Source organism: Rhodospirillaceae bacterium, assembly GCA_028819475.1.
In the GTDB taxonomy this organism is placed as follows: domain Bacteria; phylum Pseudomonadota; class Alphaproteobacteria; order Bin65; family Bin65; genus Bin65.
This window is the reverse complement of sequence record JAPPLJ010000060.1, coordinates 16,298-34,714: the sequence shown is the minus strand read 5'-3', so window position 1 is coordinate 34,714 and position 18,417 is coordinate 16,298. Positions and strand designations below refer to the sequence as shown.

At 68.2% G+C, this 18,417-nt stretch carries 17 protein-coding genes and 2 pseudogenes; 10 read left to right on the top strand and 9 right to left on the bottom strand.

Annotation, left to right across the window (positions count from 1 at the left end; all coding sequences use genetic code 11):
- Positions 1 to 80: 80 nt before the first annotated feature.
- The 10 genes from OXM58_17910 to OXM58_17865 all read left to right on the top strand — a co-directional run bounded on the left by OXM58_17910 (position 81) and on the right by OXM58_17865 (position 9,323).
- The gene (locus OXM58_17910; protein ID MDE0150235.1) at positions 81 to 1,103 is read left to right on the top strand and encodes a TRAP transporter substrate-binding protein; all 1,023 of its coding nucleotides are present in this window, start codon (positions 81 to 83) and stop codon (positions 1,101 to 1,103) included.
- A gap of 54 nt (positions 1,104 to 1,157) precedes the next feature.
- On the top strand, positions 1,158 to 1,631 hold the full coding sequence (locus OXM58_17905) for a TRAP transporter small permease subunit (GenBank protein ID MDE0150234.1): 474 nt from the start codon (positions 1,158 to 1,160) through the stop codon (positions 1,629 to 1,631).
- The gene (locus OXM58_17900) at positions 1,628 to 2,920 is read left to right on the top strand and encodes a TRAP transporter large permease (GenBank protein MDE0150233.1); all 1,293 of its coding nucleotides are present in this window, start codon (positions 1,628 to 1,630) and stop codon (positions 2,918 to 2,920) included. The genes OXM58_17905 and OXM58_17900 overlap by 4 nt, the downstream gene beginning before the upstream one ends.
- A 15-nt stretch (positions 2,921 to 2,935) precedes the next feature.
- A complete protein-coding gene (locus OXM58_17895; GenBank protein MDE0150232.1) occupies positions 2,936 to 3,370 on the top strand; it encodes a hypothetical protein in 435 nt (144 codons plus the stop codon).
- Positions 3,371 to 3,495: 125 nt separating this feature from the next.
- The gene (locus OXM58_17890; protein ID MDE0150231.1) at positions 3,496 to 4,284 is read left to right on the top strand and encodes a short-chain dehydrogenase/reductase; all 789 of its coding nucleotides are present in this window, start codon (positions 3,496 to 3,498) and stop codon (positions 4,282 to 4,284) included.
- 224 nt (positions 4,285 to 4,508) lie between these two features.
- Positions 4,509 to 5,861, top strand: a complete 1,353-nt coding sequence (locus OXM58_17885; protein MDE0150230.1) for a Rieske 2Fe-2S domain-containing protein — start codon at positions 4,509 to 4,511, stop codon at positions 5,859 to 5,861.
- A complete protein-coding gene (locus tag OXM58_17880) occupies positions 5,858 to 6,370 on the top strand; it encodes an aromatic-ring-hydroxylating dioxygenase subunit beta (GenBank protein MDE0150229.1) in 513 nt (170 codons plus the stop codon). The genes OXM58_17885 and OXM58_17880 overlap by 4 nt, the downstream gene beginning before the upstream one ends.
- Positions 6,371 to 6,540: 170 nt before the next feature.
- Positions 6,541 to 6,762, top strand: coding sequence for a hypothetical protein (locus OXM58_17875; protein MDE0150228.1), 222 nt, complete (start codon positions 6,541 to 6,543; stop codon positions 6,760 to 6,762).
- A 74-nt stretch (positions 6,763 to 6,836) separates the two neighbouring features.
- Positions 6,837 to 7,577, top strand: a complete 741-nt coding sequence (locus OXM58_17870) for an alpha/beta hydrolase (protein MDE0150227.1) — start codon at positions 6,837 to 6,839, stop codon at positions 7,575 to 7,577.
- A 99-nt stretch (positions 7,578 to 7,676) separates the two neighbouring features.
- Positions 7,677 to 9,323 carry a sulfatase-like hydrolase/transferase gene (locus OXM58_17865; GenBank protein MDE0150226.1) on the top strand — a complete coding sequence of 549 codons (1,647 nt, stop codon included), beginning with the start codon at positions 7,677 to 7,679 and terminating at the stop codon, positions 9,321 to 9,323.
- 254 nt (positions 9,324 to 9,577) lie between these two features.
- Here the strand turns inward: OXM58_17865 and OXM58_17860 are convergent, their stop codons facing one another.
- From OXM58_17860 to cnbCb, 9 genes and pseudogenes are all read right to left on the bottom strand, one after another.
- The gene (locus OXM58_17860) at positions 9,578 to 10,333 is read right to left on the bottom strand and encodes an alpha/beta hydrolase (protein ID MDE0150225.1); all 756 of its coding nucleotides are present in this window, start codon (positions 10,331 to 10,333) and stop codon (positions 9,578 to 9,580) included.
- Positions 10,334 to 10,687: 354 nt separating this feature from the next.
- Positions 10,688 to 11,536 (bottom strand): annotated as a pseudogene (locus tag OXM58_17855) (hypothetical protein).
- A 114-nt stretch (positions 11,537 to 11,650) separates the two neighbouring features.
- Positions 11,651 to 12,700 (bottom strand): annotated as a pseudogene (locus tag OXM58_17850) (branched-chain amino acid ABC transporter permease).
- A gap of 27 nt (positions 12,701 to 12,727) precedes the next feature.
- The gene (locus OXM58_17845) at positions 12,728 to 13,651 is read right to left on the bottom strand and encodes a branched-chain amino acid ABC transporter permease (protein MDE0150224.1); all 924 of its coding nucleotides are present in this window, start codon (positions 13,649 to 13,651) and stop codon (positions 12,728 to 12,730) included.
- Positions 13,648 to 14,415 carry an ABC transporter ATP-binding protein gene (locus tag OXM58_17840; protein ID MDE0150223.1) on the bottom strand — a complete coding sequence of 256 codons (768 nt, stop codon included), beginning with the start codon at positions 14,413 to 14,415 and terminating at the stop codon, positions 13,648 to 13,650. Before OXM58_17840 ends, OXM58_17845 begins: the two co-directional genes overlap by 4 nt.
- Entirely contained in the window at positions 14,396 to 15,142 is a 747-nt protein-coding gene (locus tag OXM58_17835) for an ABC transporter ATP-binding protein (GenBank protein MDE0150222.1), read from the bottom strand. The genes OXM58_17840 and OXM58_17835 overlap by 20 nt, the downstream gene beginning before the upstream one ends.
- Positions 15,143 to 15,221: 79 nt before the next feature.
- The gene (locus tag OXM58_17830; protein MDE0150221.1) at positions 15,222 to 16,487 is read right to left on the bottom strand and encodes an ABC transporter substrate-binding protein; all 1,266 of its coding nucleotides are present in this window, start codon (positions 16,485 to 16,487) and stop codon (positions 15,222 to 15,224) included.
- Positions 16,488 to 16,501: 14 nt separating this feature from the next.
- Entirely contained in the window at positions 16,502 to 17,314 is an 813-nt protein-coding gene (locus tag OXM58_17825; GenBank protein MDE0150220.1) for a tRNA U-34 5-methylaminomethyl-2-thiouridine biosynthesis protein, read from the bottom strand.
- On the bottom strand, positions 17,311 to 18,267 hold the full coding sequence (gene cnbCb, locus OXM58_17820; GenBank protein ID MDE0150219.1) for a 2-aminophenol 1,6-dioxygenase subunit beta: 957 nt from the start codon (positions 18,265 to 18,267) through the stop codon (positions 17,311 to 17,313). The genes OXM58_17825 and cnbCb overlap by 4 nt, the downstream gene beginning before the upstream one ends.
- Positions 18,268 to 18,417 lie beyond the last annotated feature (150 nt).

The window sequence follows — 18,417 nt, the reverse complement described above, 5'->3', positions numbered from 1 at the left end:
GCCGAAGCACCTTGCCGAACCGCGACGATCGGCCGATTGTATACGCCTGTTCCCTGGCAAGGCGTCAACGGAGACGTACGATGAGGAGTATTCTGAAGGCGGCGGCAGCCCTGGCCGCAACCGCCGTATTGACGGCCGGAATCGGCGCGCCCGCTTCGGCGGCGGACATCAAGGCCGGCCTCATGCTCAAGAAGGGCTTCCCGGGCGCGGAGCCGGTCAACGGCATGTTCGAGCTTTTCGAGGCGGAAGTGGAGAAAGGCTCGGGCGGCGCGATCAAGATGGAGATCGTCTACGGCGGCGCGCTCGGCAAGCCCAACGAACGGCTGAACCAGGTCCGCCACGGCATCATCCAGATGTCCGATGCGTCCGACGGCAACTACGCCTCGATCTACAAGGACATCCAGATCCTCTCGATGCCCTACCTGTTCCCGGACGAACAAACGGCCTGGAAGCTGCTCGACGGTCCGGTCGGCACGAAGATGGCCGAGGATATCCGCAAAAAGACCGGCATCCGCGTCCTCGGCTGGTGGGAATCCGGCGGCTTCAAGCATTACAGCGCGAACAGGGCGATCCGCAAACCGGACGACATGAAGGGCCTGAAGATGCGCGTCATGGCGCCGATCTTCGGCATTCCGGTGCTGACCCTCGGCGGCTCGGCGACGCCCATCGCCTTCCCGGAACTCTACACCTCGCTCAAGACCGGCGTGGTCGACGGGCAGGACAACGCCGTCTGGGTGTTCAACCTGATCAAGCTGCATGAGGTTCAGAAATTCCTGATGCTGGACGGCCACATCTATGCCTTCGGGCCGCTCGGCATCAACGACCGCTGGTTCGCCAAGCTGTCGGACAAGCACAAGGCGGTCGTGCTGGCCGCGGGCAAGAAGGCCATCGCCTACAACCGCAAGGCGTCGCGGGACGCCGAAGCGAAAAATATCGCGATGGCGAAGGAACGCGGCGTCACCGTCATCCCCTTCACACGGGAGATGAAGCAGGCGTTCGCGGACCGCGTGCGGCCGGCGGCGATCGCGTGGCTGAAAAAGAATGTCGACACGCCGGCGCTGGTCGACGAGATCATCGCCGAGGTGGCCCGGCTGTCCAAATAGCGTTCCGGACCACGCCGAGCCGCCGGCCGGGCGCCCGGCCCTGACCGTGGTTCCATGACCGGCTGGCTGGAACGGCTGCTGCGGACCATCGGCGCGACGGCGCTGTTGCTGCTGTTCGCGCTGATCGTCGCGCAGGTCGCCATGCGCTACGGCTTCGGCGTCACGCCCTTCTTTACCGAGGAGATGGCCCGCTACGCGCTCGTCTGGTCGGTGCTGGCGGGCGTGGCGGTCTCGATCCGGACCGACGGCCATATCCGGGTGACTTTCGTTCCCGACCTGCTGCGGCCCGGCGCGCGCTGGTACTGGATGCGAACGCTCGACCTGCTGACCGTCGCCCTGCTGCTGATCCTCACCTTCGCTGCGGTGCGCACCGTCGATTTCGCCGGCGGGCAGACCAGCGATGGGCTGCAGGTCTCGCTGCAATATCCCTACGCGGCCCTGCCGGTCGCCTTCGGCCTGGGACTGGTCTTTCTGATCGTCCGCCTGTGGCAGTCCTGGTCCGGCCGGCCGTGGAAGGATGCCGGGTGAGCCTCTCGCTCGGCCTGTTCCTGGCGTCGTTCCTGTTCCTCCTGTTCGCGGGCCTGCCGGTCGCCTGGACGATGGTCGCCGCGTCGCTCCTGTGGCTCGTGGCGAGCGGCCAGACGGCCTTTCTGCCGGTTCTGCCGGAGCGGATCTTCCAGGGCATCGACGTGTTCGTGCTGATGGCGATCCCGCTGTTCATCCTGGCCGGCGAACTGATCAACGAAAGCCGGATCACCGACCGGCTGATCGCCTTCGCCAACGTGCTGTTCGGCTGGATGCGCGGCGGGCTGGCCCAGGTCAATATCGGCGCGTCGATCCTGTTCTCCGGCATCACCGGCGTCGCACTGGGCGACATCGCAGCGCTGGGCAAGGTCTTCATCCCGTCGATGAGCCGGAGCGGCTATTCCGCCGCCTACGCCGCCGCGGTCACCGCGTCCTCCTCCATCATCGGCCCCATGGTGCCGCCGTCGCTGATCGTCGTCATCTACGGCTCGATGACCGGCATCTCCATCGGCGCCCTGTTCGCCGCCTGCATCGTGCCGGGCCTGACGATCGGCTTGTGCCAGATGGCGCTGGTCGGGTTCCAGGCGCGCCGGCGGGGCCACGCCGCCGTCGCGATGGACCGCAGCCTGCCGGCGGTCGCCCGGTCGGCAGGCCGCGCCTTCCCGCCGCTGATGATCCCCGGAATCATCCTGGCCGGCATCCTGGGCGGCATCATGACCCCGACCGAGGCGGGCGGGCTCGCCGCCTTCTATGCCCTGCTGATCGCGGCGTTCCTCTACCGCACCCTGGGCCTGCGCCAGTTCCTGTCAGTGCTCGACCGTTCGGCGGTGTTTTCCGCCCAGCTCCTGATCATCGTCGGCTGCGGCGCGATCTTCACCTGGGTGATGGGGATGGAGAATGTGCCGGCCCTGCTCGAGAACACGGTGCGCGAGCTTGCCCTGCCGCCGGCGCTGCTGCTGATCGCGCTCAACCTCATTATGCTGCTGCTCGGCATGTTCATCGACCCGGTGGCCGCGATCATCCTGTTCGTGCCGATCCTCGCCACCGCGGCCACGGCGGCGGGCGTCGACCCGGTCCATTTCGGCGCCATCGCCATCCTGAACCTGAATATCGGCCTGCTGACCCCGCCGCTCGGCGTCTGCCTGTTCGCGGCGGAGCGGATCGCCGGCTGCGGCCTGCCGGCGCTGCTGCGCGAAACCTGGCCCTTCCTGCTGGTCAGCCTGGCCGCGCTCGTGCTCGTCACCTATGTGCCGGGCCTGAGCCTGTGGCTGCCCCGGCTGCTCGGCTTCTGACGGAAAGCGTGTGCGATGGAAGACCGATGGGCCCATATCTGCTCGGCCGCCGTCGACCGCCCGGCCGCGGACGCGATGGCGTTCCTGCTGGCGCCGGAGAATCTCGCCTCCTGGGCGGTCGGCCTGGGCGACGCCACGGTCCATCCGGACGGCACGGTCGAAGGCGCCTTCCCGGAGACCGGCGCGCCGATTTGGGGCCTTATCGACGCCGACCCGGAGCGCGGCACGATCCTGTTCCATCTCGGCCCCGACCGCGACTCACTGGTCCCCCGGATCATGATCCGCGTGGTGCCGGGAAACGTTCTGGAATGCGATCCCGGGACCTGCGTCGTCTCCCTGATCGCGTGGCGCCAGGCGGGCATGGACGACGCCCGCTGGAGCGGCCTCAGATCCGGCCACGAAAGCGAAATCCGCGAACTGAAGCGGCTGATCGAGAAATCCGCGGGCTGACGCGGCGGGATCGCCGGCGCGCGCAGCCCGTGCCCATCCGCCTCCCCTCTTGCCTTTCGCTCGACAATCGGAATGCTGGCGCCGGTCCATCGCAGGCAATGAATTTCAACTGGCGGGAGGATCCCATGGCGCTGGAAACCAACCTTGCCGGGAGGACGGCGGTCGTCACCGGGGCGTCCGAAGGCATCGGCCGGGCGATCGCCGAACGGCTGGCGGCCGAAGGCGTCGATCTGCACATATCCGCGCGCACCGCGGCGCGGCTCGACGGTCTGAAGGCGGAGATCGAGGCGGCGCATTCCGTGTCGGTCACCTGCCATCCGCGCGACCTCTCGACGAGCGAAGGCCAGGCCGTGCTCGCCGAAGCCTGCCCGGACGCCGACATCCTTATCAACTCCGCCGGCGCGATCCCGAAGGGCCGGATCGACGAGATCCTCGAGCCGCAATGGCGCGCGGTCTGGGACCTCAAGGTCTTCAGCACGATCAACCTGTGCCGCCATTATTACGCCGCGATGAAGGCGCGCGGCGGCGGCGTGATCGTCAACATCATCGGCAACGGCGGCGAGAAACCGGTCGCCGACTATATCTGCGGCAGCACGGCCAACGCCGCCCTGATGGCCTTCACCCGCGCGCTCGGCGGCGGCGGGCCGAAGGACGGCGTGCGCGTCGTCGGCCTCAATCCCGGCCCGGTGGCGACGGAAAAGCTCGTCGGCATGATGCGCAAGGCGGCGCGCGACGCCTGGGGCGACGAAGACCGCTATTCCGAATATTTCGCGCCCTTCGCCTGGGGCCGCGCCGCCACGGTCGAAGAAATCGCCGACATGGCCGTGTTCCTGGCGAGCGACCTGTCGAGCTACACCACCGGCACGATCGTGACCGTCGACGGCGGCATGGTGAACAAGGGGCCGCTGTTCTGAGCAGGCCGGCGGGCCGCACCGATCGCGCGCCGGACTCCGATCCGGGCGGAGAGTCCGTAGGGGAGGGTTTGAAACCCTCCCCTACACAGGTTCGAGCCCGCGCAGTCCGTGGCACCCCCGCCCGACGGAGCGGAAAAAGCGCGTCGGACGGGCAGTAGGAGGGCCGGCTTCCGCTGCCCCGCCCTGCGGTGTAACCTTTGCCAGGCTGAACGAACGAGGGCGCCATGTGGACGACCGAGCGGATTGCGGAGCTGGTGCAGCCCGGCCGGGTGCACCGGGACGCCTACACCGATCCGGGCATCTTCGACCTGGAGATGGAACGGATCTTCGGCCGGGCCTGGCTGCTGCTCGGCCATGACAGCCAGGTCCCGCGCGCGGGCGATTTCGTGACGACGCAGATGGGCCGCCAGCCGGTCCTCATGGTGCGCCAGCGCGACGGCGGCGTGGCGGTGCTGTTCAACCGCTGCGCCCATCGCGGGTCGACCGTGTGCAGCGCCGCGAAGGGCACGGTCACGCAGTTCGTCTGCCCCTATCACGGCTGGACCTACGGCCTGGACGGCGCCTTGCTCGCCGTGCCGTCGCCGGAGGGCTATGCCGAGGAGCGCAGCCCGCAGCGTCGCCTGGGCCTCGCCGAAGTGCCGCGGACCGAAGTGTATCGCGGCTTCGTCTTCGCCAGCCTGGCCGCGGACGGCCCGTCGCTGCGCGATTTTCTCGGCCCGCTGATCTCCTCCTTCGACGACCTGGTCGACCGGGCGCCGGAGGGCGAAGTCGAGGTCGCCGGCGGCGTCTCGCGCCACGCCTATGACGGCAACTGGAAATTCGTGCTGGAGAACCATCTGGACACGATCCATCCGCGCTACGTCCACGCCTCCTCGATCGCCGCCGCCAACGAGCAGGACGACGGCAGCCCGACCGACGGGGCCGGCGAGGTCGGCGTGCGCCAGATGCGCCAGAACGGCGCGCCCAACGAATTGTGGGAAGGCATCGGCCTCTGGGTCGCCGGCGGCGGCCACGGCTACATGGCCGACTATCACGACGACGAGAAGCTGGTCGCGGCGTCGGACGACCCGGTTCATGTCGAATACCAGAAGCGGATGGAGGCGGCCTACGGGCCGGAACGGGCGCGGGAAATCCTGTCGGTCACGCGCTGGAACTCCATCGTCTTCCCCAACGTCTCCTTCATGAGCCAGTTCGGCCAGCTGCGCATCGTCCGGCCGCTCGCCGCCGGCCGCACGGTCCTCGATACCTACGTCTTCCGCCTGAAGGGCGCGCCGGAAGCGATGTTCCGCCGGGCGGTCGCCTTCGCCAACATGGTCAACGGCACCGGCTCGCCGGTGCTGACCGACGACCTGGAAGTATACGAGCGGCTCCAGACCGGCCTCGGCGCCGACGGCAACGAATGGGTCGACACCGGCCGCGGCTTCGGCCGCGACGTGCGCGACGGCGATAACGGCCTCGACCGCGGCGGCACCGGGACCAGCGAGATCGCCGTGCGCAATCAGTTCCGCGCCTGGGCAGGCTACATGACCGGGGCCGGCGCCGCCGATGCCGCGGACATGGCCGTGGCGGCGGAATGAGCGGCAGCTCCGTGCCGGCCTCGGCCCTCGACCCCGCTTCCGACAGGGCGGCAGTCGAAGCCTTCCTGATCCATGAGGCCGACCTGATCGACAGGCGCGACTTCGAGGCGTGGCTCGCCCTCTACACCGACGATTGCCGCTACTGGGTGCCGCTGGAGGAAGGCCAGGCCGATCCGCAGCACACGGTTTCCCTGATCTACGACGACCGCAAGCTGCTCGAAACCCGGGTGCGCCGGCTCGGCCATCCGCGGGTCCACGCCCAGGCGCCGCCGTCCCGCACCGTCCATATGATCGCCAACGTCGCCGTCGAAGCCGAACCGGATGACGGCCGGATCGTCGTGCGTTCGAACCAGACGGTCGCCGAATACCGGCAGGGCCGCACCCGCCTGTTCGCCGGGCGCTGCACCCACCGGCTCGTTCCGGAGAACGGCAGCTACCGCATCGCCTTCAAGCGCATCGACCTGATCGATTCCGAAGGCGAGAACCGCGGTATCCCGATTATTCTGTAGGGCGGTTGGCCCGGTCTTCGACCGCTTCCATGTCGCCAGACCGAAATGCCCGCCCGACCGGGCGACCGTCATGACCGGCAAAATGCCAAGCGCCGATGGCGTGCCGACCGACGGCCTGACCCTGCCGCTCGAACTTGACGCCGGCGACCTTTAGGACCTACCTTTGCGCCATGGCGCAAACATTCGATACCCTTGACGCGGCCCGAAAAATGGAAGCCGCAGGCATGGACATGCGCCAAGCCGAAGCCGTCGCCACGGCTATCCGTGCCGGGCAAGGCGAACTTGTCAGCAAGGTCGATCCGGAAGCCACGGTTGCACAACTCGAACGGCGGCTGATGCTCTACGGCCTCGCGCTTGCCGGTGCGTTGTTTGCGGCGATCAAGTATTTGTAAAGCTTCAGGCAATAAAAATCCGCGTCAACGGCTGCGATTTCAATTGCCGGATCGAGGGCGACGGCCCCGGCATCGTGTTCATCCACGGCGAAATCCACGGCCTCGACTATTGGGCGCCGCAGATCGAGGCCTTCTCCGACCGCTACACCTGCCTGGCCTACGACCGGCGCGGCCATGCCGGCACCGGCATGACGGACTATGGCTTCTCGGTCGAGAACCAGACCGTCGACCTGCTCGGCCTCGTCGAGCATTTCGGGCTGGAAAGGCCGCTCCTGGTCGCGCTCGCCTTCGGCACCACCATCGCCGCCAACTTCGCCGTCAACCATCCGGAGCGCGTGTCCGGCCTCGCCCTGATCGCCTGGGGCGAGCTGTACGAGGCCCGGTCCTACCTGGAACGCTGGCAGGTTGCGGGTCGGGCCGCCGCCGACGCCCTCGAAGCCGGCAGCCGGGACGGACTGGTCGCCTTCCTGCGCGAACACGGCGGCACGAAGTATTTCAAGGTCATCCCGCCGGAGGGCCATCCGTTCCGCGAGCCGGTCATCCAGCTCCTCGCCAACCACCCGGTCGAGGAATACCGCACCGGCATGCTGGAGATGGCGGCCTCGGTTCCGGACGTCATTCCGCGGCTCGAAGCGCTGGACATTCCGGTCATGGGGATCAACGGCACCGCCGACCCCTTCATCGAGGACCCGGCGCGCCTCGGCGGCGTGCGGAATTTCCGCCAGGTGGAACCGGTCGAAGGCGCCGGCCGCTTCCTGCACTGGGAATGTCCCGAAATCTTCAACGCCCGGCTGACCGATTTCTTCGGCCTCTGAACGCGTGCCGTTCCGGCGCCGATAGCGTGGCGGGCAGCGCCGCGATAGGATGCGCGACGCCCGGCCCGCCGCGCTCACCGCCCCAGCGAAAGGTCCGCCATGCCCCGGTCCGATAGGTCGAGTCCCGACAGGCCGCGCCCGGACAGGCCCAATTTCGTCCTGATCATGACGGACCAGCAGCGCGCCGACCATCTGGGCTGCTACGGCAACGGCATCGTCCGGACGCCGCATATCGATTCGATCGCGGCGCGCGGGCTCGCCTTCGACCGCTTCTATGTGGCCAGCCCGATCTGCATGCCCAACCGGGCGACCATCATGACCGGCAAAATGCCGAGCGCCAACGGCGTGCCGACCAACGGCCTGCCCCTGCCGCTCGAATCGACGACCTTCGTCGACCTGCTGCGCGCCGACGGCTACCGCACCGCGCTCGCCGGCAAATGCCATCTCCAGAACATGATGCCGATTCCCGTCGACGCATCGAACTATCCGCCGCCTGCCCCCGGCCGGCCGCCGCCGGCGGCGCTCGCCGAATCCCTGCGCCGCCCGGTCTCCGGCCCCGGCTACGACGCGGAGATGAACGACCTGTGGATTGCCGACCCGGACCGGGCCATGCCGTCGCCCTATTACGGCTTCGACGATGTCCGCCTGGTCATCCGCCACGCCGACGACACACAGGGGCACCATACCCGCTGGCTGCTGCAGCGCACGAACGACCCGGACGCCCTGCGTGGCCCGGAAAACGCGCTCGACCGCGGCACGATCACCGCGCCCCAGGCCTGGCGCACGCGGATGCCGGAGGAGCTCTATTCCACCAGCTATATCCGCGAGGCCGGGATCGAACTGCTGGATGACTTCGCGCGGACGCCGGACCGGCCCTTCTTCCTGCAATATTCCTTTACCGACCCGCACCATCCCTTCACCCCGCCGGGCCGCTACTGGGACATGTACGACCCGGACAACATCCCCGTGCCGGCCTCCCACGGCGCGGAGCATCTCGACCCGTCGGCCCTGTGGCGCAGGTTCCACCGCGACCTTGAGGACGGCGTCGCCCGGCGCGAGCATGTCCATCCCTACGCCCTTTCGGCGCGCGAGGCCCGGGAATCGATCGCGCTGACCTACGGCATGATCTCGATGATCGACGATGCAGTCGGCGCCCTGGTCGCCCGGCTCGATGCGCTCGGGCTGGCCGACAACACGGTGCTGATCTTCACCACGGATCACGGCGACCTGATGGGCGACCACGGCCTGATGCTGAAGCACGGCTTCCACTACGAAGGGCTGATCCGCGTGCCCTTCATCTGGAGCGAGCCGGACGGCGGCGCGGCCGGCGGGACTGGGGGGCGCAGCGACCTGCTCTCCGGCTCGATCGACATCGGCGCGACAGTGCTCGGCCGGGCCGGTCTGGCGCCGCCCAACGGCAACCGCGGCTTCGACCTGATGGCGGCGGCCAGGGACGGCACGCCGGTGCGCGACGCCCTCCTGGTCGAGGAGGAGGATCTGCCGGTCAATTCCAACATCGAACGCTACACGCGCCTGCGCACCCTGGTCACCGGGCGCTGGCGCCTGACTTTCTGGGACGGCGACCGGCTCGGCGAACTGTTCGACCGCGAGGCAGACCCGCTGGAGCTGCGCAACCTGTGGAACGACCCGGCGGCGCAGGGCGTCAAGGCCGAACTCCTCGAACAGATGCTGCGCGAAACCCTGCGCCACCAGGACATGGGCCCGAAGGCGGAATACTGCGCGTGAGGGGTTGGGGCAGGAATGTTCTTCTCCCTTTCCGGGAATTTCTCTGTGGAATTGCGAAACCGCGACTCGAATCCCCCTCCCCTTGGGGGAGGGGCTAGGGGAGGGGTTGTCTGCCGCCGCAAGGAGGTCCGGTTCCGACGTTGCAACAGGCGCCCGCTGACCCCTCCCCCTGACCCCCTCCCCCAAGGGGAGGGGGGAGAAACGGTGCTAACCGGATACATGGGTAACAGGTCCGAAAATCGGCGCGCCGCCACCTACCCCACCCGCGTCTCCTCGATCTGGCGGAGGATGGCGCTGCACAGGGGGCTGCGGCGGTCCATGTAGCCTTCGAGCACGGTGAAATGGTTGAGGCCGGGCAGGTCGAGATAGGCGCCCGGCAGGCCGGCGCGGGTCCAGGCGGCGAGGAAATCCTGGGACTGGCGGTGGAACTCCGCCGATTCGTCGCCGCCGAGCGTGACGATCAGCGGCCCGGCGGACTGCGGGATGTGCCGGATCGGGCTGTTGCGTTCGATCTCCTCAGCGTTCAGCTTCAGCTTGGGCTGGAGCCAGCTGTGTTCGAAGGGCGCGAGGTCGAACAGGCCGGAGACCGCGCAGCCGCTTTTCACGGCGTCGGGCGGCAGGCCCCAGGCGCCGGCCCAGTCGGTCGCCATCAGCATGGCGGTGAGATGGCCGCCGGCGGAATGGCCGGAGACCGAGATCCGATCGGGGTCGCAGTTATGGCGCGCCGCGTTCTCGTAGAGCCATTTCACGGCGGCCCGGTTCTGGCGCACGATCTCGGTCATCGTCACGTTCGGGCAGAGGTCGTAGTTGAGGACGGCGACGGCGACGCCGGCCTCGACCAGCCCCTCGGCAACGAAGCTGAATTCCTTGCTGCTCAGCGAATGCCAGTAGCCGCCGTGGATGAACAGGTGCAGCGGCGCATCCGGCGCCCGGGCCGGATAGAGGTCGAGATGCTCGGCCGCGGTCGGGCCGTAGGCGATGTCGAGCGCGGGCTTGAGCTTGCGGCGCACCCGCTCGCTGTTCGACAGGAAGAACTCGACACAGGCGCCGAAATCCTCGACCGAGGCTTCGACATCGTATTGCGCGTCGATCTCCGCCTGGGTGCGGAAATTCCGGTACAGGAAGCCGCCCGAAGCGGCCGCCGACGCCGGCGCTGTTACAGCGGCAGGCGCGGCAGCCCGGCGGGACGGACCGGGAGCGGCGGGCTGCGCGGCGACTGACGGATTCGGGGCTGACGGTTTCGGGACTGACGATTTCGGGGGCGGCTCTGCGGCAGACTCCGGCGCATCGCCGCTTACCGTCAGCCGGCGTTTGGCTTCGGCGGGAATGCCGCGCGCCCGGCCGCGCCGGGCGAGCCGGTCGTCGAGCGCCAGTTCGACCACCGCCGCGCCGCTGCCCCAGACCGGCCCGTAGGCGTGGACGTAGGCGCCGCGCCATTGCGGCCCGGCCCCGCCGAGCAGCCATTCCAGATGCTTCATGCCCATGTCGCCCCGGGCGTTGGCCGCATAGTCCGGCAGCAGGGCGCGGAGTTGCGAGACGTCGCCGGCGATCAGCGCGTCGAGCAGGCGGCGGTTCCAGTGGTCGTCGGCGTCGCCGGCGAAGCTGTCCTCGGCCGGGTCGATCTCGCGCCGGTGCACCGCGCCGGAAAGGCCGCCGACGCCGATCAGCGCCACCCGCTTGCCCTGTTCGGCCGCGCATTGTACCGCAAGCGCCGCCAGCCGCCCGGTCAGCGCGCCGTCGTGGTAGAGGTTGTTCGACGCCAGGACGAGGGGCCGGCGCGAGTCCGGATTGAGCAGGTTCGCCGCGACGATCGTCCCGGTATCGATGGGGAAGCGGTCGTAGTTGACCGGCTTGGAGCGCACGCCGACATCGTCGGACTGGTCGATGCAGGCCTGGGCCAGTTCGGCGTCGATGTCGAAGTCGTAGGCCAGGTCGCCGAAGGCGTGCCAGTTCTCGTCGACATGGATGCCGCGCACCCGCGGCCTGGTCTGCCAGAGCTGGTCGAGCACCGCGATCCACTGGGTCGAGTAGACGAGGAGAACGTCGGGCCGCGCTTTTTCGAGCGACCGGGCGGCTTCCCTGTATCCATCGAGCAGGGTTTTCCAGCCGGGCGCGTCGGGCCGTAGCAGCGGCAACGGCGTGCCGGGCACCAGGAAGGCGGCGACGACCGCGTTGCCGTCGCGCGCGCGGCGATGGCGGCCGAGCCGGCCGATCAGGTCGGCCAGCGCGGTCGCCTCGAACAGTTCGCGCCAGGCCGAGCGGGCGTCGCGCGCGCTGCGCAGCACGTCGAGCGCGCCGACGACGCCGCGCGGCAGCACCAGGATCACGATGACCGAGGCCAGACCGAGCACGAGCAATGGCTGGTCGAGCCAGCCGGAGAGCAGCCGGTCGATGACGACGAAGATGAGCGCGCCGACGATCGGGCCGGACAGGCTGCCCATGCCGCCGGCGACCGCGACGAAGACGAAATAGGCCGACCAGAAAACCGTGAAGGCCGACGGCGGCGTCAGCGACACCGCATCGACGAAATAGAGGCTGGCGGCGAGGCCGGTGAGCGCCCCGGACAGGACGAAGGCGAGCAGCTTGACCTTGGCGACGTCGACGCCGACGGTCCCCGCCGCCTCGGCGTCGTCGCGCACGGCGGTGAGCGCCAGGCCGATCTGGCTGTTCAGCAGGGCCCGGATGATCCAGGTCGCGAAGACCAGCAGGATCAGGCCGACATAATACATCTCCTCCAGCGTGACCGAGGACGGGATGCGCATGCCGCCGCCGGCGCCGACCAGCTTCCATTCGTTGAAGACGGTGCCGACCGCCGCCGCAATCAGCCAGGTCGCGACTGCAAAATAGGCGCCTTCCAGGGTGAGCAGCGGCATCGCGCCGAGGAAAATGAGCAGCAGGATCATCACCCGGCGGACGTAGGGATCGCCGAACACGTCCCACCACGGATCGTAGTAGACGAGGATTTCGTAGCCGATCCAGAGGGCGACCGCGACGGCGACCGGCCTGAGCACCGCCGGGCCGATCAGGCTGGTGCGCACCGGGATTGCCAGCAGGAAGGCGAAGGCGGCGGAAACCAGGCCGGCGATCGGCATGGCAACCCAGACATGGACGCCGCCGTAGTAGACCAGGATCGCCATGGTGAAGCCGGCGATGCCGACATAGACCTGGTTGCCGAAGGAGAGCAGCCCGCAATAGCCGGCCAGCAGGTTCCAGGCATGGCCGAACACGGCGAAGACGAACAGGGTCAGCAGCAGCTGCGTGATATAGCTGTTCGGCCCGAGGAGCGGCGGCAGCACGACCAGCACGACGAGCCCGGCGGCGACCAGCGCCCGGGCGCGCCAGCCGGTGAGCCATCGGTCGAGGAAGCCGCCCAGCATCGCCGCCTGCCCGCCCCTGCCCGCCGCCTAGCGCCGCCGCGCGAACAGGCCCTGGGGCCGGACCGCCAGGACGAACAGGATCAGGATATAGCCGGCGACGAGCTGCGCCGACGGGCCGAAATAGGTGCCCGCCAGCACCTGGGTGATGCCGAGCAGGACGCCGCCGACCAGACTGCCGACGATCGAGCCGAGCCCGCCGACGATCACCACCCCGAAGGCGACCAGCAGGAAGACCGGCCCGTCGAACGGCTGGAAGGTGCGCGACATGCCGACCATGACCCCGGCGACGCCGGCAATCGCGATGGCGATGCCGCTGGCCAGCGCGTTGATCTTCGGCGTGGCGACGCCCATGAGCGGCGCGATCTCGGCATCGTCCGCCGAGGCGCGGATCGCGCGGCCGGCATGGGTCCGCCTGAGGAACAGGTGCAGCGCGACCAGGATGGCCACGGCGATCACGAAGAAGATCAGCCGCAGGGTCGAGAGGTTCAGATCCTCGGTCAGGCGCACCGCCGAATAGGAGAGCGCGTTGCGGATGATTCGCGCGTCGGACGCGAAGCCGCCGAGCAGCGCGTGGGCGATGACGATGGACAGGCCGAAGGTGACCAGGATCGGCGACATCAGGCCGAAGCCGGCGGACATGCCCTTGCGCTCCATCGACTGGACCGAGATCGCGTTCAGGAGGAAGCGTTGCAGCGCATAGCCGACCCCGAACATCACGGGGATCACGAGCGCCAGCGTGATGAAGGGCGACATCGGCACGAACTGGAGCACCAGCACCGCCAGGTAGGCGGCGAGCACCAGCATGTCGCCGTGGGCCAGGTTGACCATGCGCATGACGCCGAAGGTGAGCGCCAGGCCGATCGCGATGATTCCGTAATAGCCGCCGAGCATGACGCCGGACAGCAGCCCGTTGGCGATGTCGATGAACGTCCAGTACAGGTCTTCGTTCATCCGCCCTGCCCCGCGGTCTCGATGCCGAAATAGGCCGCCGAGACCCGGTCGCGGCCCAGTTCTTCGGGATCGCCCTCAAGCACCACGCGCCCTTCCAGCAGCACGGAAACCGCGCCGGCGACCCGCATCGCGCGCTCGGTATCCTGCTCGATCACGATGCAGGTGACGCCGCGCACGTTGATCGCCGCGATCCGCTCGTAGATCTGGTCGACCACGATCGGCGCCAGCCCGAGCGAGAGCTCGTCGAGCAGGATCAGCTCGGGCGAGGACATGAGCGCCCGGCCGATCGCGACCATCTGCTGTTCGCCGCCGGACATCTGGGACACCGGCTGCTGGCGCCGGTCGGCGAGCCGCGGGAACAGGCTGTAGACATCCTCCAGGGTCTCGCCCAGCCCCGACCGGCAGCGCGGCAGGAAGGCGCCGCAGACCAGGTTCTCCTCCACCGACATGCTGGCGAAGAGCCGCCGGCCCTCCGGCACCATGGTCACGCCCATGCCGACGATGTCTTCGGTCGGCAGCGCATCGATCCTGCGCCCCTTGAATTCGATGCTGCCGGCGGTGTGGGCCGCCCGCCCCCGGTTCATCATGCCGACGATGGCGCGCAGCAGGGTCGACTTGCCGGCCCCGTTGGCGCCGACGATGGAATGGATCGTGCCCTTCTCGACGGCGAAGCCGACGCCGTAGAGCGCGCGGCTCTCGCCGTAGTAGGCCGAGAGGCCCTTGACGGTCAGCAGCGCGGGATGCTCAGGCGCCGAGATAGACACGGCGGACGTCCGGCGAGTTGATGACCTCGTCCGGCCTTCCCTGGGCGATGATGCGGCCGGAATCCAGCGCCAGCAGCCGGTCGGTCGCGGTCAGCATCGTCTTCATGACATGCTCGATCCACAGGACGGTCACGCCGCCGGCGCGGATTCCCGCGACCATGTCGATGAATTCGCCGACCTCGTGGTCGGTCAGGCCGGCGGCGACTTCATCGACCAGCAGCAGTTTCGGGCGCATGGCGAGCGCCCGGGCCAGCTCGTGACGCTTGCGCATGAGCAGCGGCAGCCGCCCGGCCAGCGTATTGCGCGCCGGCGCGAGATGGGTCTGCGCGAGAACCCCGTCGATCCATTCCTCGACCTCGTCCTCGGCCACGCCGCCGCCGAAGATCGCCGCAACCTTGAGGTTGCCGGCGACGGTCATGTGGGTGAAAGGCTTGGGGATCTGGTAGGTCCGGGCGATGCCGGCGCGGGCGCGGTCCTGCGGCGCCCAGCGGGTGATGTCCTTCCCGCCGAATTCGACATAGCCGGAATCCGGCCGGATGTTGCCGGAGATCAGGCCAAACAACGAGGTTTTGCCCGCGCCGTTCGGCCCGATGACGCCGAGGATCTCGCCTTCGTCTATCGAAAAGCTGACGCGATCCGCGACATGGATCGCGCCGAACGCCTTGGACAGCCGCGTTGCAGAAAGAACCGTCGTCATCGCATCCCGGTCGTGCGCTCCGGCCGGCACGATCTTTCTGCAGCGTCACCCGGCGCGCCGCCCCGTTCCTGGTCCGGGGCGCGCGCCGGGCGACCGGAGAACCGGCCGGTTACTTGGCCTGGTACAGGCGCATTTCCGCCGTCTTCTTAACCGACGGATAGACCGCGTTATACACGTTGTCCTTGACCCAGCGCTTGGTTTTCGAATCGACGCGCCATTGTGCGCCGCCCAGGGGCTGCACGGAAAACTGCTGGGCGTTGAACTTGACCTGGCCGACGACGGTTTCGAGATCCGTCTTGGCCAGCGCCGCCAGCAGCTTCGCCCGGTCGGTCGAGCCGGCCCGCTGCATGGCGTCGAACAGCACGTCGTAGGACGCATCGGTATAGGCCAGCGGCGGCGAATAATACTTGCCGGCGTTCTGCGTCTCGTACAGGTCGACGAGGCCCTGGCCGGTATAGCCGCCGTATTTCGACTTGCCCGGATAGGCCGGCGACCAGAAGTTCACGCTCAGGATGTCGATGCCGAACTCGCCGAGTGCCTTCATCGCTTCCGGATATCCTGTCGCCTTGTCGATGATGTACATGCGCGGCTTGAAGCCGGCCTGCGCCGCCTGCTGCAGGTAGTTCTGGAGGTCCGGCGGGGCGAGCACGCCGGTCACCACCTGGACCCGGCCGCGCTTGAACTTGTTGATGATCGCCGAAAAGTCCGGCAAGCCCTGCTTGAAACGGCCGGTATCGACCGGTTTCCAGCCTTCCTTCTTGAAGGTCGGATCGAACAGCGAGGCGAACACGACGCCGTCGGGATCGTTCGGATAGAGATAGCCGATACTGCCGTTGAAGCCGCCGGGCAGCGCCTTGATCATGCCGACATGGTTGGCCACCAGGTCCGGCACGCCGAAGAAGAAGTGGAAGGTGTACTTGTAGGTCTTCGGCTTGCCGTCCGGCCCGTAGAGCCAGGCTTCGACCGGCGTGTTCGAAGTGATGCACGGCACCTTGTAGCGCTCGCACAGGTCGGACGGCGCGTTGGTCGTGTCCGGCGTGCCCTGGGCGAAGACGACATCCACCTTGTCCTTGAGGATGGCGCGGGTCGCCGCTTCGCCGGAGCCCGCCATGGTGCCGCGCGAATCGTAGATCTTGTAGTTGATCTTGCACTTCTTGCCGCCGACCGCGAGGCCGCCGGCCTTGTTGATCGCGCCGACCTTGTTCTCGTCGAGCCACGGCGTTTCCCGGCCCATGTCGAGCAGCGGGCCGGTCAGCGGCACGACGCGGCCGACCGTGATGCTGCAATCCTGCGCCGCAGAGGGTGCCGGCGCGGTCGCAACGGCGGTGCCGGCGATGGCCGCCAGCGCCAGTACAGAGGCTAGTTCCTTACGCATCTTCCAAGTCCTCCCTAGAGTCTGAACTCGATAACCGCGGCGCCGGCGCCATGCGCCGGGCCGTATCCATGCACCCGCGCGCCGAAGAACCGGCCTCCGACCGCGCCGCGGACCCAGGCAAAATGCTTGAAGCCCATATCGACCCGCGCTTCGCGGGCGTAGTCCTCGATCCGGCTGTCAAGCTGGCCCGTTTCGCCCTTTTCCAGCAACCGCAATATGCGCCGGTTCCAGTCGTCGTCGGAATCCGCCGCGATGCGGTCCTGTTCTATGGCGATCGGCTCGCGAAAGACGGTGCCGGACAGTCCGCCCACGCCGACCACCGCCACCTTCTTGTTCTGGGCGCGCGCCGTTGCGGCGGCGATCCCGGCCATTTTCATGGTCGTGGCGGCGTCGTGGTAGAGATTGTTGGCCGCCATCGCGAGCGGGAAGCGGCCGTCGGGGTCGAGCAGCCGGGTCGCGACGATGGTGCCGCTGTCGATCGGAAACTGGTCGTAGTCGACGCTCTTGGACGAAATTCCGGCGGCCTTGACCGCGGCCACGCAGGCGAGGGCCAGATCGGTATCGACGCGAATGTCGAACGGCAGGTCGCCCAGATCGTGCCAGTTCTCGTCGACATGGGTCCCGGTCAGCCGCGGCCGGGCCTGCCAGAGGGCGTCGAGCACCGCGATCCACTGGGTCGAATAGAGGAGGATGGCATCGGGACGCGACACCGCCAGCGCCCTGGCCGCCCGTTCGAAGCCGGCGACGATCGGTCTCCAGGGCGGATTGTCGGGCCGTAACAGATGCAGGGGCGAGCCCGGCACGAGGAAGGCGGAAACCGCGGTCACCGCATCGCGCCTGCATAGGCTTCGCGCCCGCCGGCGGGCGGCGGAACCGGCGCGGCGCCGGCCAGCCCGGCCTTCACCAGGTTCCATTCCATGACCGCATTGCCGGTGCCGATGACCGTGCCGTAGCCGTGGAGCTCGCCGGGCAGTTCCGGATAGCCCATGGCCGCGAACATCCAGGTGAAGGCGCCGGATTTCACCTCGGCGAACGCCTCGTCGATGAATTGCGGCAGGATCCGGAAGACCTCGGCGGTCTTGCCCTGGCGCAGCAGCTCGATGATCCGCATGTCCCACTTGTAGCCGTCATAGCTCTGCGGATGCTCGCGCGACATGTCTTCGGGCGTGTCTGGCTCTTCGTGGAAATGCCAGTGGCACAGGGTGTTGGACGCCAGCAGCACAGCGCGCCGCCCGGTCGCCTCGATGGCCTCCCGGGTCGCCTTGCCGAGCGTGTCCATCTCGTCCAGGCCTTCCTCGGTCGTCAGGTAATAGGGCGAGTTGTTCGCCGAAATGCCGACGATCGGAATGTCCCATTGCGGGCGGATCATGTGCAGCGTGGTGATGGTGCCGTAGTCGACCCGGAATTTCGGGTTGCGCATCATCATCGCCGTCAGGCCGTGCTGGGCCGCCTTTTCGCAGCAGGCTTCGGCCAGTTCGACGTCGACCTCGAGTTCGAAGCTGTAGCGGAACAGGTTCGGGAAGATCGGATCGACCGACTTGCCGGAGAGGTGCCGGACGCCGAGGAAATGGTGCCCGACCTGGGTGATCCAGTGCGGCGAGTGGACGAGCAATACATCCGGCCGCAGCTCGTCCAGGCTTTCGCGCGCGCGTTCGTAGGCCCAGCGCAGCGGTTCCCAGCCGCCTTCGGATTTCGGCTCGTTCTGCGGCGGGTTCTCGCCGTAGACCAGATGGGGCGGATGCGGCGCCAGAAAGCCTGCGATGATTTCGCCGTTTGCCATGGCCTTCTTCCCCACGCCTGCTTCCCCGCGCGGCGCACGGGGGCCGGTTCCGGGAGGCGGGACGATAGCGGAAACCGGCGCCGGCGCGGTCGGAGAACCGCCCGGCCCGGCGCGCGATCCGATCGCGCCGAGCCCCCGAAAAATCAACGC